Raw genomic sequence first — 14,419 nt, 5'->3', positions numbered from 1 at the left:
CAATCCAGCTACCAGGAGCTTCACTACTTTTCACGCACCGACACGCCACACCCACCCAACCTGCACAAACCAGGTTGAAAAAGGCTCATTGAAATCGAACCTTCGATTTCAATTGGAAATTGCGGACCAAGGACGGCGGGTTGCACCACGACACGCCGAAACCTGTGGACAACTTCCGCAATTTCTTTGGTCATACATCAGGAGGGGCACCCACAGTCCAGGGAGCCTCTGAGGTTCCGCTACCCGCACCGCCACGCAGAACGAGGTTGGAAAAACCTCATTGAAATTGCCTCCGGAGGTCAGTGCTTCCGGGCGACTCCGCCGTAGAGCAGGCGGTAGGGGCGGTTCGCCGCGGTCCGGCCGGGTTCCGGGCGCCAGTCCGACAGGTACGTCGTTCCCGGCGGGACGACCTCGAAGTCGCCGAACTGCTTCTCGATCCACTCCACTTCGCGCGGGTGCAGCGGGTCGGTCGTCTCCGCGTAGCGGCCCGCCAGGATGCGCATCTCGTCCGGGTCGTGGCTGCCGGTCAGGTGCGAGATCACCAGGTGGCTGCCGGGAACCAGCGCGTCGCGGTAGGCCTCGACCAGCGCGACCGGGTCGTCGGCGTCGGGGACGAAGTGCAGCACCGCCGCCATCAGCAGCGCCACCGGCCGGTCCAGGTCGAGCAGCTCGGCGGCCTCCGGGGAATCCAGGACCGCCTGCGGGTTCCGGCAGTCCACCCGGATGATCTCGGCGCGCGGCTCGCCGGTCAGCAGCGGCTTGCTGTGCGCCACGGTGAGCGGCTCGTTGTCCACGTACAGCACCCGGAAGTCGCGGGTCCGGCGCCGGGCCACCTCGTGCACGTGGCCGATGGTGGGGATACCCGAGCCGAGGTCGATGAACTGGCGGACGCCGTGCGCGAGCAGGTACTCCACGGAGCGCCGGACGAACGCCCGGTTCTCCCGGTACGACTCGCCGATGTGCGGCAGCTCCCGTTCCAGGTCTTCCATGAAGGCCCGCTCGCAGCCGAGGTTGTGGCTGCCGCCGAGGAAGGCGTCGTAGATCCGGGCTGCGCAGGGCCGGGCGATGTCCATTTCCCGGACCGGCGGAATGCGCATGTCGGTCATGATCGTCCTCCCCCGCTCACTGGAATCGTACAGTAGTCAATCAGTGACGCAGAGTGTTCGCGATCGATCCGGTGTCGCTCTTGCTGACGGTCGAGCGCGCGTACGACGATGGTGGTCGAAACGACGATTTGGTGGAGGTGCTCGTGGCCGACGACGTCCGCGCGGTGGTGGCGACCGGGAAAGGCGCACCGGTCGAGGTGGTGACCATCCGCGTTCCGGATCCGGGACCCGGCGAGGCCGTGGTGCGGGTGCAGGCGTGCGGCGTGTGCCACACGGACCTGCACTACCGCGAGGGCGGTATCAGCGATGAATATCCGTTCCTGCTCGGGCACGAGGCCGCGGGCATCGTCGAAGCGGTCGGCGAGGGCGTGCGCGACGTGCAGCCCGGCGACTTCGTGATCCTCAACTGGCGCGCGGTGTGCGGGGTGTGCCGCGCCTGCAAGCGGGGCCGGCCGCAGTACTGCTTCGCCACCCACAACGCCGCGCAGCCGATGACGCTGACCGACGGCACGCCGCTGGCGCCGGCGCTGGGCATCGGGGCCTTCGCGGAGAAGACGCTGGTGCACGCCGGGCAGTGCACCAAGGTCGATCCCGCGGCGCGCCCGGCGGTGGCCGGGCTGCTGGGCTGCGGCGTGATGGCCGGGATCGGGGCCGCGGTCAACACCGGCGGCGCCGGGCCGGGGGACACCGTCGCGGTGCTGGGCTGCGGTGGCGTCGGCGACGGCGCGATCGCCGGGGCGAGCATGGTCGGGGCGCGGCGGATCATCGCGGTGGACCGGGATCCGAAGAAGCTGGAGTGGGCGCGGCAGTTCGGCGCCACGCACACGATCAACGCCGCCGAGACCGATGCCGTCGAGGCGATCCGGGAGCTCACCGGCGGCTTCGGCGCCGACCTGGTGATCGACGCGGTCGGCCGCCCGGAGACCTTCGAGCAGGCCTTCTACGCGCGCGACCTGGCCGGCACCGTGGTGCTGGTCGGCGTGCCGACGCCCGAGATGAAGCTGGAGCTGCCGCTGCTGGACGTGTTCGGGCGCGGCGGCGCGGTGAAGTCCAGCTGGTACGGCGATTGCCTGCCGGAACGCGACTTCCCGATGCTGATCGAGCTCTACCTGCAGGGCCGGTTGCCGCTGGAGAAGTTCGTCAGCGAGGAGATCGCGCTGGACCAGGTGGAGCAGGCGTTCGAGAAGATGCACCGCGGCGAGGTGCTGCGTTCGGTGGTGACCTTCGGATGACGCCGCGCATCGACCACACGACCACATCGGGCACGTTCTCGCTGGACGGCCAGACCTTCGACGTCGAGAACAACGCGTGGGTGGTCGGCGACGACCGCGAGTGCGTGATCATCGACGCGCCGCACGACGTCGAGGCGATCCGCCGGCTCGTCGGCGACCGCCAGGTGCTGGGCGTGGTGTGCACGCACGCCCACGACGACCACGTGCGCAGGGCTCCGGAGCTGGCCGACGCGGTCGGCGCGCCGATCTTCCTGCACCCCGACGACATGGTGCTGTGGAACCTGGTGCACCCGGACCGCGAGCCGGACCGGGAACTCGCCGACGGCCAGGTGATCGAGGTCGGCGGCGCGAGCCTGCGGGTGCTGCACACGCCCGGCCACGCGCCGGGCGCGGTCTGCCTGTACTCGCCCGAACTCGGCGTGGTGTTCACCGGCGACACGCTGTTCGCCGGCGGGCCCGGCGCGACCGGACGGTCCTATTCGGACTTCGACGTCGTCGTGGCGTCGATCCGGGACCGGCTGCTGCCGCTGCCCGAGGACACCGAGGTCCGGACCGGACACGGGGAGAGCAGCACGATCGGCGCGGTCCGGCCGCAGTTCGACGAATGGGTCGCGCGCGGGTACTGACTGTTCCAGGTAGGTCGGCGGCGGCGAACGGTAGGTTCGCCGCTACGACTTTCGCCGGATGAAGCGCGTCGGCGCGGTGGTACACGATCTTGGCTCTCGTGAGTGTTCGTTCCGGTGAGAACCGGTATTCCCGCTCACGAGCCGATCTGCGCCGACGCGCTGACGGCTTCAGGAACGGTCTCGAGGCAGGTTCGATTGGTCGATCACGCAATTGGCCGCGCCGCGGTCGTCGAGCGGCGGACCGGCGTGCTGGCGTGGGCCACCGCGCATCGCGCCGCGCTCGGCGATCTCGCCTTCGTGCTGGTGCTCTCGGTGCTGCACGGCTTCGACCTGACCATCGGCGACCATCCACCGTGGATGGACTGGTGGTGGCCGCTGCTGGTGAGCGTGCCCGCCACCAGCCTGCTGCTGCTGCGCCGGCGGGCGCCGTGGCTGGTGCTGTTCGCGCTGCTGGCGGTCGCCGTCGGGCTCACCTTGCTGCGGCTGAACATCGGCGGGCTGAACCTGGTGATCCTGGTCGCGGTCTACTCCGTCTGCGTGCGCAACTCGGTGATCGGCGAGGTGGGCGCCGCGACGATCGCGATGGTCTACCCGGTCAGCGAGCTCGTCGTCTACGAGCTGACGCCGGTGGAGGGGCTGCTGCGGATCTCCGGCGCGGTGGTGAACCTCGTGATGGTGGTCGGCTGGGCCCGGGCGGTGCGGATCGGCCGTCGGCGGGCGGCGCAGCTGGAGCAGACCATGGCGCTGCTGGACGAGGCGCGCGATCAGCTCGCCGCCGACGCCGCGGTCGTCGAACGGGCCCGCATCGCCCGCGAGTTCCACGACATCGTGTCGCACAACCTGTCCGTGGTCGCGCTGCGCGCGGGCGTCGCTCGCGCGCTGATCGACCGCGATCCGGATCACGCCCGGCAGACCCTGCAGGAGCTCGAACAGACTTCGCGCGGCGCGCTGGGGGAGATGCGCAACCTGCTCAACGTGCTGCGCGATCGCAACCCGGACGGTCAGGACCCGATGGACTGGCAGCCGACGCCCAGCCTGGACGGGGTGGACGCGCTGGTCGAGTCGGTCCGAGGCGGGAACGTGGTGTGGACGCTGGACCGGCGCGGCAAGGTCCGCGAGCTCGGCTCCGGCGTGGAGATGACCGCGTACCGGATCGTGCAGGAAGCGATGACGAACGTGCTCAAGCACGCCGGGGCCGGCCGGGCGCGGGTGTTGCTGGACTACGGGCCCGATGCGCTGCGGATCGAGGTGACCAACAGAATCAGCGGGATCGACGCAGTGGATGGCAGGCCCGTCTCCCAACAGTCGGGACATGGGCTGATCGGCCTGCGGGAACGCGTTGCGCTGCTGGGCGGAACCTTGACCGCACATCCGGTTTTGAACGGATTTCACCTTGAAGCCGTGCTACCGTGCCCGGAAAATTCGGACCTGGCCTGAGTCGGAATTCAGGCCGTCCGAACCGAGGAGGCCCGGCGTGGAAACTGCGGACACGACTGTCCTGGTAGCCGATGACCAAGCGATGATCCGCGCGGGACTGGTTGCCCTGTTGTCCAACGAGCCGGGCCTGCGGGTCCTGGCCGAGGCCGCCGACGGCGATGCGGCGTTGGCGGCGGTGCGCCGCCGACGGCCCGACGTGGTGCTCATGGACGTGCGGATGCCCGGCAAGGACGGCATCGCGGCGGCCGGAGACATCATCGCGGAGACCGGCGGCGAGACCTCGGTGATCATGCTCACGGTGCACGATCTCGACGAGTACGTCTACGCCGCGCTGCGCGCCGGGGCCAGCGGTTTCCTGCTCAAGGACGCCACGCCGGAGGAGTTGGTCAAGGCCGTGCACACGGTCGCGGCCGGAGACGCGCTGCTGTCGCCTCGGGTCACCAAGCGGCTCCTGCAGCGCTTCGCGGCGCTGGGCGTCCGCGACGCGCGCAGCGAGCTGAGCGTGCTGACGGAGCGGGAGTTGGACGTGCTGCTGGAGGTCGCGCGCGGTGGGTCGAACGCCGAGATCGCCCGCAACCTCGGTTTAGCGGAGCTGACGGTCAAGTCGCACCTCTACCACGTGATGCAGAAGCTGCACCTCAGTTCGCGCACCCAGCTGGTGATCACGGCCTACGAGACCGGCCTGGTCTGCCCCGGCCAGGCCGAGGTGCGCCCGCGCCAGGCCTCGGCCTGACCCCGGCGCCGCAATTTCCATTGAAATCGAACCTTCGATTTCCATTGAAATTGCGGCCTCACTGGGGTGGGTGGCGGCCTCACTGGGGTGGGTGGCGGCCCGGTGGGGCGGGGTGGCGGCCCGGTGGGGCGGGGTTGGGTTTGGCGGCGGTCTAATGGGGTCATGGGTTCTGCACTGCGAGTCGGACTTGTCGGATATGGCGTTGGCGGCGCTATCTTCCACGCGCCGCTGATCGCCGCCCACCCGTCGCTGCGGCTGGACGCGGTCGTCACCGCCAACCCGCAGCGGCAGCAGCAAGTGCGCGCCGAGCACCCCGGCACCGCGGTGGTCGGCGACATGGACGCGCTGCTGGCGCGCGAGCCGGACCTGGTGGTGATCGCCAGCCCCAACCGCACCCACGTCGAGCTGGCCACCGCCGCGCTGGACGCGGGGCTGCCCGTGGTGGTGGACAAGCCGTTCACGCCGACCTCGGTCGAGGGGCGGCAGCTGATCGAGCACGCCGCGGCGACGGGCCAGCTGCTGACGGTCTTCCAGAACCGCCGCTGGGACAACGACATGCGCACCGTGCGCAGGCTGCTCGACGACGGCGAGCTGGGCCGGGTGCACCGCTTCGAGTCGCGGTTCGAGCGCTGGTCGCCGACGCCGAAGCCGACCTGGCGCGACTCCGGCGGGGCGGAGGACGTCGCGGGCGTGCTCTACGACCTGGGCAGCCACCTGATCGACCAGGCCCTCCAGCTGTTCGGCCCGGTCGCGGCGGTCTACGCCGAGATCGACTGCCGGCGCGACGGGGTGCGGGCGGACGACGATTCGTTCATCGCGCTGACCCATGCCAACGGGGTGCGCTCGCACCTGTGGATGAGCAAGGTCGCGGCGCAGCAGGGCCCGCGCTTCCGGGTGCTCGGCGACGCCGCCACCTTCACCAAGTACGGCCTGGACCCGCAGGAGGCCGCGCTGCGCGCCGGGCGCCTGCCCGTCGACGACACGTGGGGCCGGGAGCCCGAGGAGATGTGGGGTGTCCTGGGCGTCGGCGACGAGGTCCGCCGGGTGCCCAGCGAAGCTGGCGACTACCCGGCGTTCTACGACGGAGTCGTCGCGGCGCTGCGCGACGGCGCGCCGCCGCCGGTGGACCCGGCCGACGCGGTGGCCGCGCTGGACATCATCTCGGCGGCCAGCCGCTCTGCGGCCGAGATCACCGTCGATCGCCTGCTGTAGAACGGATCAGGTCCCGTGCGTACTTTGTGCCGCCATGGCAGCACAAAGTACGCACGGGTGGTCACCAGGCGAAACGACCGTCCACGTTGGTCAGAACCGGTAGGTGCGGGTGACCGCGATGCGGTCGCCGTCTTCGCGGGTGCCCGCCTCGACGTCCGGCGGCCGCGGGTGGAAGCCGGGGGCCGCGGCGAGGCCGTGGGTTTCGTCGATCGCCGTCACCCGGACCTGGTTCCCGAGAGCGCGGAAGGTGATGTCCGCGCCTTCCGGTGGCAGGTCGCGGAAGCGGATCTCACCGGGCCACGTTCCGGCGCGAGTGCCGGACACCTGGACCGGCACCGGGGCGCTGCCGGGGGCACGAGCCGTGACGTCGGTGATCGGCCGGTCCACGCGCAGCACCAGGTCCGCCGCACTGCGACCGGAGGACACGTGCAGGGTGACGGTGTCTCCGGCGCGGGATCCGGTCACGCGCGGCCCGTCGACGTCGAGCGGTTGTGCCGGGCCGGTCCACAGGTCACCACGCGCGTACCCGGCCGGGAGCCGGTCGGTGTCGCGGGTGCCGACGAACTGCTTGGTCCAGTCGGTCGGCTCGTCCTCGGCGCTGACCCAGCTCGCGGTGTTCGAGTCCGCGTCCAGGACGTAGGCGAGATGGGAGCGGCGGGGGTGCTGCGCGTCGAATCCGTCCGCGGCAAGACCGCCACCTACCGAGGCGCAGGCGACTGCGAATGCCGACAGCAGGACGACTGCGACGCTGCGACGGCGTAGTGCGCGGTCGGGGAAGAGCAGCTCGCCGATCGGCAGCAGCACCAGCCCGAGCAGAACGACCAGCAGCGCGCCGGCACCACCGAGGGCCAAGCCCACGCCGTGGAAGACATTGCGCGTGACGGCAGGCAGCACCATCGCGGACACCAAGGCACCGGCGGAGACCGGAACGAGAGCCCACCTCGGGAATACCAACGCGATGAGCGCGCCGAGAGCTCCCGCCAGCGCCGGAACGGCGAACACGAACGACGCCCCCGGCGCGAGCGCGGCGCACGCGATGCCCAAGGTCGTCGGCCAGGCCAGGCCGCCGAGCGCGAGTGCCGCCTGGCCGAGCCGGTTGCGCAGCGGCAGGTACCAGCAGAGCAGCGCGAATCCGGTGAGCGCGACGATGGCGACCTGGAAGATCAGCGGGCGGTGCACCAGACCGCCCATCAGGTCGTAGCCGGGGCGCACCGCCACCATCAGCGACCACATCGCCTGCGCGAGCACGACCGAAGCGCCGATCGGGAGCAGCGCGGACAGCGCGCTCACCAGCACCTTCGGCAGCGAGACCAGCTGCCTGTACCGAGCCAGCGCCACGGCGCCCACCAGCAACGACGCAGCGAGCCCGGCCAGCGGCCAGACCAGCGTGTCGGGGTAGGTGATCGTCGTGCCGAGCGCGCGGAAGTAGATCAGGTCGTGGTCCGAACGCAGCCCGGCGAGATCGGCGCCGCCGAAGGCGCGGGCCAGGGCGAGCATGTTCTTGCCCTGGTGCTGGAGGCTGCCCGGCGCCAGGTTCGCGATCGAGTCGCCCGCGGTGTGGTAGCGCGACGAGCCCTCGATGTACGCCGAGTTGAGGCCGGTGAAACCGGCCTGGGTGAAGGCGGTGAAATCGGTGTTGTTCGGCAGCATCCGATACATCGCGACCATCGAGGAGTCGCCTCGCGGGTGCGCGACCGCGGTGGTGAACGTTTCGACCAGACGCGCGTTGTCCTTCGACGTCTCGAACATCAGCGACGGGCCGTCGACGCCCCGTGCTTCCCAGTTGAGGACCACTCCGCCGCGGAGGGCGAGCGGGTGCTCCCGGACGAACGCGTTCGCGCCGAGCAAGCCGTCCTCCTCGCCGTCGGTGATCACCAGCACGAGGTCGTTGCGCAGCGGACCGCCGGCCCGCAGAGCCCGGACGGTCTCCAGCATCGCCGCGACGGAAGCACCGTCGTCCGATGCGCCGGGGCCGACGGCCGCCGAGTCGTAGTGGGCAGTGAGCAGGACCGATCCCGTGGATGCGTTGCCGGGCAGCGTCGCCACCACGTTGTCGACCCGGCCGAACGTCGCCAGCCCGGTGGCCGAGCGCGCGCCCACCGAGTGCTGGACCTGCACCTGCAGTCCTTGCGCGCGCAGCCGCTCGACGAGGTGATCCTTGGCCCGGTCGCTCGCCGGGCTGCCCATCGGACGGGGCTCGGTGGCGAATCCGCCGAGCTCGGAAACGGCGCGCTCGGTGCTGAACTCGCCGGCGGGTGCCGAGGCCGGGGCGGGCTGCTGGGTGCTTGCATTGCCCAGTACGGACAACGCGAGCACCACCAGCACGGCGAGCGCGCTCGCGACCCCGGCCGCGGGCGGGAATCGCTTGTCGATCAACTTTCCGGTCACGAGGCGCAAAGTTATGGCGCCGCGGCGCGCCGCGGAATGCGGTGCACAGCACTCATCGACTGCGGTTTTCCGCAGATACCGGATCAGGGCTGGTCCTGCGCCGCCGAGTTGCGAACCGGCCGGTGCCGCCCACGCTGGTTGGCGGGTGTCGAGCTTGAGGAGCCGGGATGAGCAGCGAGATCAGCACCGCGACCGGGGCCACCTGGACGACCACGCCCGCCGTGTCCGAACACCTGGACGGCGAGGAACTCGACGGCCTCCAGCTCTGGTGGCGGGCGGCCAACTACCTGTCCGTCGGGCAGATCTACCTGATGGACAACCCCCTCCTGCGGGAGCCGCTGCGGCCCGAGCACGTCAAACCGCGGTTGCTCGGGCACTGGGGCACCACGCCGGGCCTGAACTTCGTCTACTCCCACCTCAACCGGGCGATCCGGGTCCGCGACCTGGACATGATGTACGTGATCGGGCCGGGGCACGGCGGGCCGGGGCTGGTCGCGGCCGCGTGGCTGGAAGGCACCTACAGCGAGGTCTACCCGGACGTCGCGCAGGACTACGACGGCCTGCGCCGCCTGGTCACCCAGTTCTCCTTCCCCGGCGGCATCCCCAGCCACGTCGCGCCGGAGACGCCCGGCTCGATCCACGAGGGCGGCGAGCTCGGGTACTCGCTCTCGCACGCCTTCGGTGCCGCCTTCGACAACCCCGACCTGATCGTGGCGTGCGTGATCGGTGACGGCGAGGCCGAGACCGGGCCGTTGGCCGCCGGCTGGCATTCCAACAAGTTCCTGGACCCGGTGAGCGACGGCGCGGTGCTCCCGATCCTGCACCTCAACGGCTACAAGATCGCCAATCCGACGGTGCCGGCGCGCATCCCGGACGAGGAGCTGTTCAGCATGCTGCGCGGCTTCGGCTACGAGCCGTACCTGGTGTCCGGCTCGGTGCCGGAGCCGATGCACCACCTGTTCGCCGCGACGCTGGACCGGTGCCTGGACGAGATCGCCGCGATCCAGCGCCGGGTCCGCCGGGACGGCCGGGTGCAGCGGCCGCGTTGGCCGATGATCGTGCTGCGCACCCCGAAGGGCTGGACCGGTCCGGCCACTGTGGACGGGAGGCGGGTGGAGGGCACCTGGCGGTCGCACCAGGTGCCGATCAGCGATCCGCGCCAGAACGAGGAGCACCTGCGCCAGCTCGAATCCTGGCTGCGCAGCTACGAACCCGCCGCGCTGTTCGAGGCGAGCGGTGCGCCGGTGCAGCGGATCAAGGACCACAACCCGGTGGGCACCCGGCGGATGAGCGACAACCCGCACGCCAACGGCGGGATCCTGTTGCGCGCGCTGCGGATGCCCGACTTCCGGGCCTACGCCCTGCGGGTCGACGAGCCCGGTGCCACCACCGGTGAGGCCACCCGGGTGCTGGGCGGCTTCCTGCGCGACGTGATGCGCCTGAACGAGGGCGAGCGCAACTTCCGGGTCTTCTCGCCCGACGAGAACAACTCCAACCGCCTCAACGCGATCCTCGACGCCACGTCGCGCGCCTGGGACGCGGAGACCGAACCGGGCGACGACGCGCTGGCCCCCGACGGCCGGGTGATGGAGATCCTCTCCGAGCACACCTGCCAGGGCTGGCTGGAGGGCTACCTGCTCACCGGCAGGCACGGGTTCTTCTCCTGCTACGAGGCCTTCGCGCACATCGTGGACTCGATGGTCAACCAGCACGCCAAGTGGCTGAAGGTCACCCGCGGGCTCGCCTGGCGCGCGCCGATCGCATCGCTGAACTACCTGCTGACCTCGCACGTCTGGCGGCAGGACCACAACGGCTTCTCCCACCAGGACCCGGGATTCATCGACCACGTGATGAACAAGAAGGCCGAGGTGGTGCGGGTCTACCTGCCGCCGGACGCGAACACGCTGCTGTCGGTGGCCGATCACTGCCTGCGCAGCCGGAACTACATCAACGTCGTGGTCGCGGGCAAGCAGCCCGCGCCGCAGTACCTGGACATGGATGCGGCGATCGTGCACTGCACCAAGGGGATCGGGATCTGGGGTTGGGCCAGCAGCGATCAGGACGGCGAGCCGGACGTGGTGATGGCGTGCGCCGGAGACGTTCCGACGATGGAGACGCTGGCCGCCGTCGACCTGCTCCGCGAGCGCTTCCCGGACCTGCGCATCCGGGTGATCAACGTGGTGGACCTGATGCGGCTGCAGGACGAACGCGAGCACCCGCACGGGTTGTCCGACGCCGACTTCGACAGCCTGTTCACCCGCGACCGGCCGGTGATCTTCAACTTCCACGGCTATCCCTGGCTGATCCACCGGCTGACCTACCGCCGGCACAACCACGACAACATCCACGCCCGCGGCTACAAGGAGGAGGGCACCACGACCACGCCGTTCGACATGTGCGTGCTCAACCAGATCGACCGGTTCAACCTCGCCATCGACGTGATCGACCGGGTGCCGCGACTGGGACCGAGCGCGGCCTACGAGCGAGAAGCGTTGCAGGACAAGCTGATCGAGCACCGCAACTACGTGTCGACTTACGGCGAGGACATGCCGGAGATCCGGGACTGGGCGTGGTCACCGCGATGAGGGTGCTGACCGTGAACGCGGGTTCCAGCAGCCTGAAGCTCGGTCTGCTGGACGGCGACGAGGCGATCGCCGAGGAGACCCTGGAGCGCTGGGAGGGCGGGGCGGAGCCGATCCGCCGGTTCCTCGACGAGCACGGCGCGGACGCCGTCGGGCACCGCGTGGTGCACGGCGGCACCCGGATCGTCGCGGCGACCGTGGTCGACGACGAGGTGCTGGCCTACCTGGATTCGCTGACCGAGCTCGCCCCGCTGCACCAGCCGCGCGCGATCGCCGGGCTGCGCGCAGCCCTGACCGCCGCGCCGCGCACGCCGTCGGTGGCGTGCGTGGACACCGCGTTCCACGCCGGGCTTCCGGTGGCAGCAGCCACTTACGCGCTGCCCCGGGAGTGGAACCGGCAGTGGTCGTTGCGCCGCTACGGTTTTCACGGCCTGTCGCACTCCTACGCCGTGGTCCGCGGCGCGGAGGTGGCGGGGTTGCCGCCGCGGGAGGGGCGGGTGCTGTGCTGCCACCTCGGCGCCGGGGCCTCGATGGCGGCGGTGCGAGACGGGCGGTGCGTGGACACGACGATGGGCTTCACCCCGGAAGAGGGGCTGGTCATGAACACCCGCAGCGGCACGGTCGACCCGGGGCTGCTCGGCTGGCTGATGACCACGAAAAGCGTTGCGCCACAAGAGTTGTTCGACGTTCTGGCGATGCGGTCGGGCCTGGCCGGCCTGGCCGGCGGCTCCGGGGACCTGCGCGAAGTGCTGGCGGCCCGCGAGCGCGGCGACGCGGACGCGGCGGTCGCCTTCGACGTGTACCGGCACAGCCTGGTCCGGTTCGCCGGGGCGATGGTCGCGGTGCTCGGTGGTTTGGACCTGCTGGTGTTCACCGGTGGCATCGGAGAGCACCAGCCGCCGGTGCGGGCGGCGGTCTGCGAGGCGCTGGGATTCGCCGGCGCGGCGGCGGATCCGGCGTTGAACGCGGCGGCGTCGGACGACGCCGACATCACCGCGCCCGGTGCAGCGGTGCGCACGGTGGTGGTGCAGGCCCGCGAGGACCTGGAGATCGCCCGCGAAACCCGCGCGGCGGCAACGGTCACCTGGTGACGCTGCTGCGGGGTCGTGAGTGGTTTGGGGTGCTATAGCGCCCCAAAACGCTCACGGCGGCTTGCGGGCGGCGGAGTTCCAGAGGACGCATTCCTCGCAGTAGCCGTTGCCCGGCTTTCGCCACCACTGGCAGCAGGTGGTCCGGCGTGGCCAGGTGTCCCGCCGCTCGTCGATGTCCAGCAGGCGCTCGCGGCCGGTGGCCGCGCGAAGCTCGCGGGCCGTGGCGATCGCGTCGCCGGGCAGTCCGGAGCGTTGCAGGCGCCAGAGCACCGGGCCGATGGAGCCGACCGGATTTCCCCAGTACTCGTGGCTTTCCGGGACCGGGCCGCCGAGCGCGTGCAGCGCCTCGGTCAGCGGCTCGAACGCCCGGCGGAGCTGGTCCCACCACAGCTGCGGGCTGCTCTCGCCGAGTTCGCCGGTCGGGCGGAGCCCGGAGAGGCGTCCTTCGGTCGTGATCGCGACGCGCAGGTCGTCCAGCGCGGGCAGCGGCGCCCCGAGGTGGTACTCCGGCACCGTGGCGCAGCAGGCGAGCCAGCCGAAGCGGAACGCCACCAGCACGATTCCCGCCCTGCGGTGCCGGAATTCGCCGCGTTCCTGCCATTCCTCGACGCAGCGCGCCAGCCACGGCCCGGCCGGATCGCAGAACTCCGCCCAGGGCACCGTCGGCAGGGTGGGGGAGCGGATCGTGCCCGGCCTCGGGAGCAGCCGGTCGCACTCCCGCAGCCGCCCGCGCAGCACGGCCGGGGAGCAGGGCTCGGTGGTCATGGTGCGCTCCTGGTCGTCCGGGACGATCACAGGGTACCCGGACCTTTCGGACTGCTTCGCCTTGCGAAGCGAGGAAATTGTGGACGGCCGTCCAACTCCGGGCGGCGAGCGGAAGTTCGCCGGATCGGCGCAGCGGAAATGCCGCGCCGGGGCGGTCGGCGCCTGCCCGGCTCGCGTTCCTTGGTGCGTTTGCTCTGGCGGTTCGGCATCTTGCGAGGTTTCGTACCGCCGAGCGGCCGAATCCGGAGGTTACTCATTGTCAACAATCCGTTCATTGACAGGGTCAATCGGGCGACCTAGCGTCTCTGCCCAACGCATCACTCGATTGGGTGATGCTCGCGAGGGAGGCGTGAGCCCATGCGCAGATCCGAAATCTCCCGACGACAGTTGTTCCGCGGTAGTGCGGCGGCGGCCCTGGCCCTGCCGGCGGCCGGTCTCCTCACCGGATGCAGCTTCACCCAGCCCGGCACCGGGCAGCCGGGGTCCACGTTGGACCAGATCAAGGCGCGGGGCTCCGCCCGCATCGCCATTGCGAACGAACCCCCGTACACGCAGATCAAGCCGGACGGCACGGTCACCGGCGCGGAGCCGGACGTGGTCGCCGCCGTGCTCAAGCGGATGGGCATCCCGAGCATCGAGGGCGTCGTCACGCCGTACGAGTCGATGATCCCCGGGCTCAACGCCAACCGGTGGGACATCATCGCCGCCGGGCTGTTCATGAAGCAGTCCAGGTGCGGCCAGATCCTCTACTCCGAGCCGGAAATCGTGTCGACGGAGTCGTTCGCGGTACCCGCGGGAAACCCGAAGAACCTCACCAGCGTGGCCTCCGTCAAGGCCGACCCCGCGGTGAAGGTCGCCGTGCTGCCAGGCGGTTTCGAGGACGGCGCGCTGAAGACGCAGAACGTCCCGGCCGCCCAGATCGTCAACATTCCCGACGGGCGCAGCGGGATCGAGGCGGTGCTTGCCGGGCGCGCTGACGCGTTCTTCCTGCCGACGCTGTCGCTGAACTCGCTGAAGGCCGACGGCATCGACATCACTCCGGCCATCCAGGACGTGCAGCAGACCGGTTCGGGCGCCGGTTTCCGCAAGACCGACCAGGACCTGGTCAACGCCTACGACGAACAGCTGCGCGCGTTGAAGGCCAGCCCCGAGTTCGACGAGATCCTCTCGCGGTGGGGCTTTTCGGCGGACGCGGCCCGGGGTGTCACCCGCGACCAGCTCTGCGCCGTCGCCGGCTGACCCGGGAG

The 14,419-nt window shown here is 70.6% G+C and carries 11 protein-coding genes; 8 read left to right on the top strand and 3 right to left on the bottom strand.

Translation table 11 applies throughout. The features are described 5' to 3' along the window. Positions 1–299: 299 nt before the first annotated feature. The gene (locus AC07FN_RS40705) at positions 300–1,106 is read right to left on the bottom strand and encodes an SAM-dependent methyltransferase (protein ID WP_478400470.1); all 807 of its coding nucleotides are present in this window, start codon (positions 1,104–1,106) and stop codon (positions 300–302) included. A gap of 143 nt (positions 1,107–1,249) precedes the next feature. On the opposite strand from AC07FN_RS40705, the gene AC07FN_RS40700 reads away from it, so the two are divergent. The 5 genes from AC07FN_RS40700 to AC07FN_RS40680 all read left to right on the top strand — a co-directional run bounded on the left by AC07FN_RS40700 (position 1,250) and on the right by AC07FN_RS40680 (position 6,346). Then, positions 1,250–2,338, top strand: coding sequence for an S-(hydroxymethyl)mycothiol dehydrogenase (locus AC07FN_RS40700; protein WP_478400473.1), 1,089 nt, complete (start codon positions 1,250–1,252; stop codon positions 2,336–2,338). Next, positions 2,335–2,964, top strand: coding sequence for an MBL fold metallo-hydrolase (locus AC07FN_RS40695; RefSeq protein ID WP_478400469.1), 630 nt, complete (start codon positions 2,335–2,337; stop codon positions 2,962–2,964). Before AC07FN_RS40700 ends, AC07FN_RS40695 begins: the two co-directional genes overlap by 4 nt. A gap of 195 nt (positions 2,965–3,159) precedes the next feature. After that, positions 3,160–4,401, top strand: coding sequence for a sensor histidine kinase (locus tag AC07FN_RS40690; RefSeq protein ID WP_478400468.1), 1,242 nt, complete (start codon positions 3,160–3,162; stop codon positions 4,399–4,401). Positions 4,402–4,438: 37 nt separating this feature from the next. Then, positions 4,439–5,134 carry a response regulator gene (locus tag AC07FN_RS40685; protein ID WP_132494405.1) on the top strand — a complete coding sequence of 232 codons (696 nt, stop codon included), beginning with the start codon at positions 4,439–4,441 and terminating at the stop codon, positions 5,132–5,134. A gap of 162 nt (positions 5,135–5,296) precedes the next feature. After that, a complete protein-coding gene (locus AC07FN_RS40680) occupies positions 5,297–6,346 on the top strand; it encodes a Gfo/Idh/MocA family protein (RefSeq protein WP_478400467.1) in 1,050 nt (349 codons plus the stop codon). 90 nt (positions 6,347–6,436) lie between these two features. On the opposite strand, the gene AC07FN_RS40675 is transcribed toward AC07FN_RS40680, so the two are convergent. Next, positions 6,437–8,734, bottom strand: coding sequence for a M20/M25/M40 family metallo-hydrolase (locus tag AC07FN_RS40675; protein WP_478400466.1), 2,298 nt, complete (start codon positions 8,732–8,734; stop codon positions 6,437–6,439). Positions 8,735–8,901: 167 nt separating this feature from the next. Here AC07FN_RS40675 and AC07FN_RS40670 point away from each other — a divergent pair, with 167 nt between their 5' ends. Then, a complete protein-coding gene (locus AC07FN_RS40670; protein WP_478400465.1) occupies positions 8,902–11,319 on the top strand; it encodes a phosphoketolase family protein in 2,418 nt (805 codons plus the stop codon). Then, positions 11,316–12,407, top strand: a complete 1,092-nt coding sequence (locus AC07FN_RS40665; RefSeq protein ID WP_478400464.1) for an acetate/propionate family kinase — start codon at positions 11,316–11,318, stop codon at positions 12,405–12,407. Before AC07FN_RS40670 ends, AC07FN_RS40665 begins: the two co-directional genes overlap by 4 nt. A gap of 51 nt (positions 12,408–12,458) precedes the next feature. Here AC07FN_RS40665 and AC07FN_RS40660 read toward each other — a convergent pair whose 3' ends face one another. Further along, positions 12,459–13,172 (bottom strand): hypothetical protein, encoded by a 714-nt coding sequence (locus AC07FN_RS40660; protein WP_478400463.1) that lies wholly within the window; start codon positions 13,170–13,172, stop codon positions 12,459–12,461. Between the two features lie 357 nt (positions 13,173–13,529). Between AC07FN_RS40660 and ehuB the strand changes: the two genes are divergently transcribed. Continuing rightward, a complete protein-coding gene (ehuB, locus tag AC07FN_RS40655; RefSeq protein WP_478400462.1) occupies positions 13,530–14,411 on the top strand; it encodes an ectoine/hydroxyectoine ABC transporter substrate-binding protein EhuB in 882 nt (293 codons plus the stop codon). Positions 14,412–14,419 lie beyond the last annotated feature (8 nt).

The sequence above is a fragment of the Saccharopolyspora sp. NPDC045941 genome, assembly GCF_056431445.1.
Note: the sequence above shows the minus strand (reverse complement) of the source record. Positions and strands in the feature narration are given on the sequence as shown.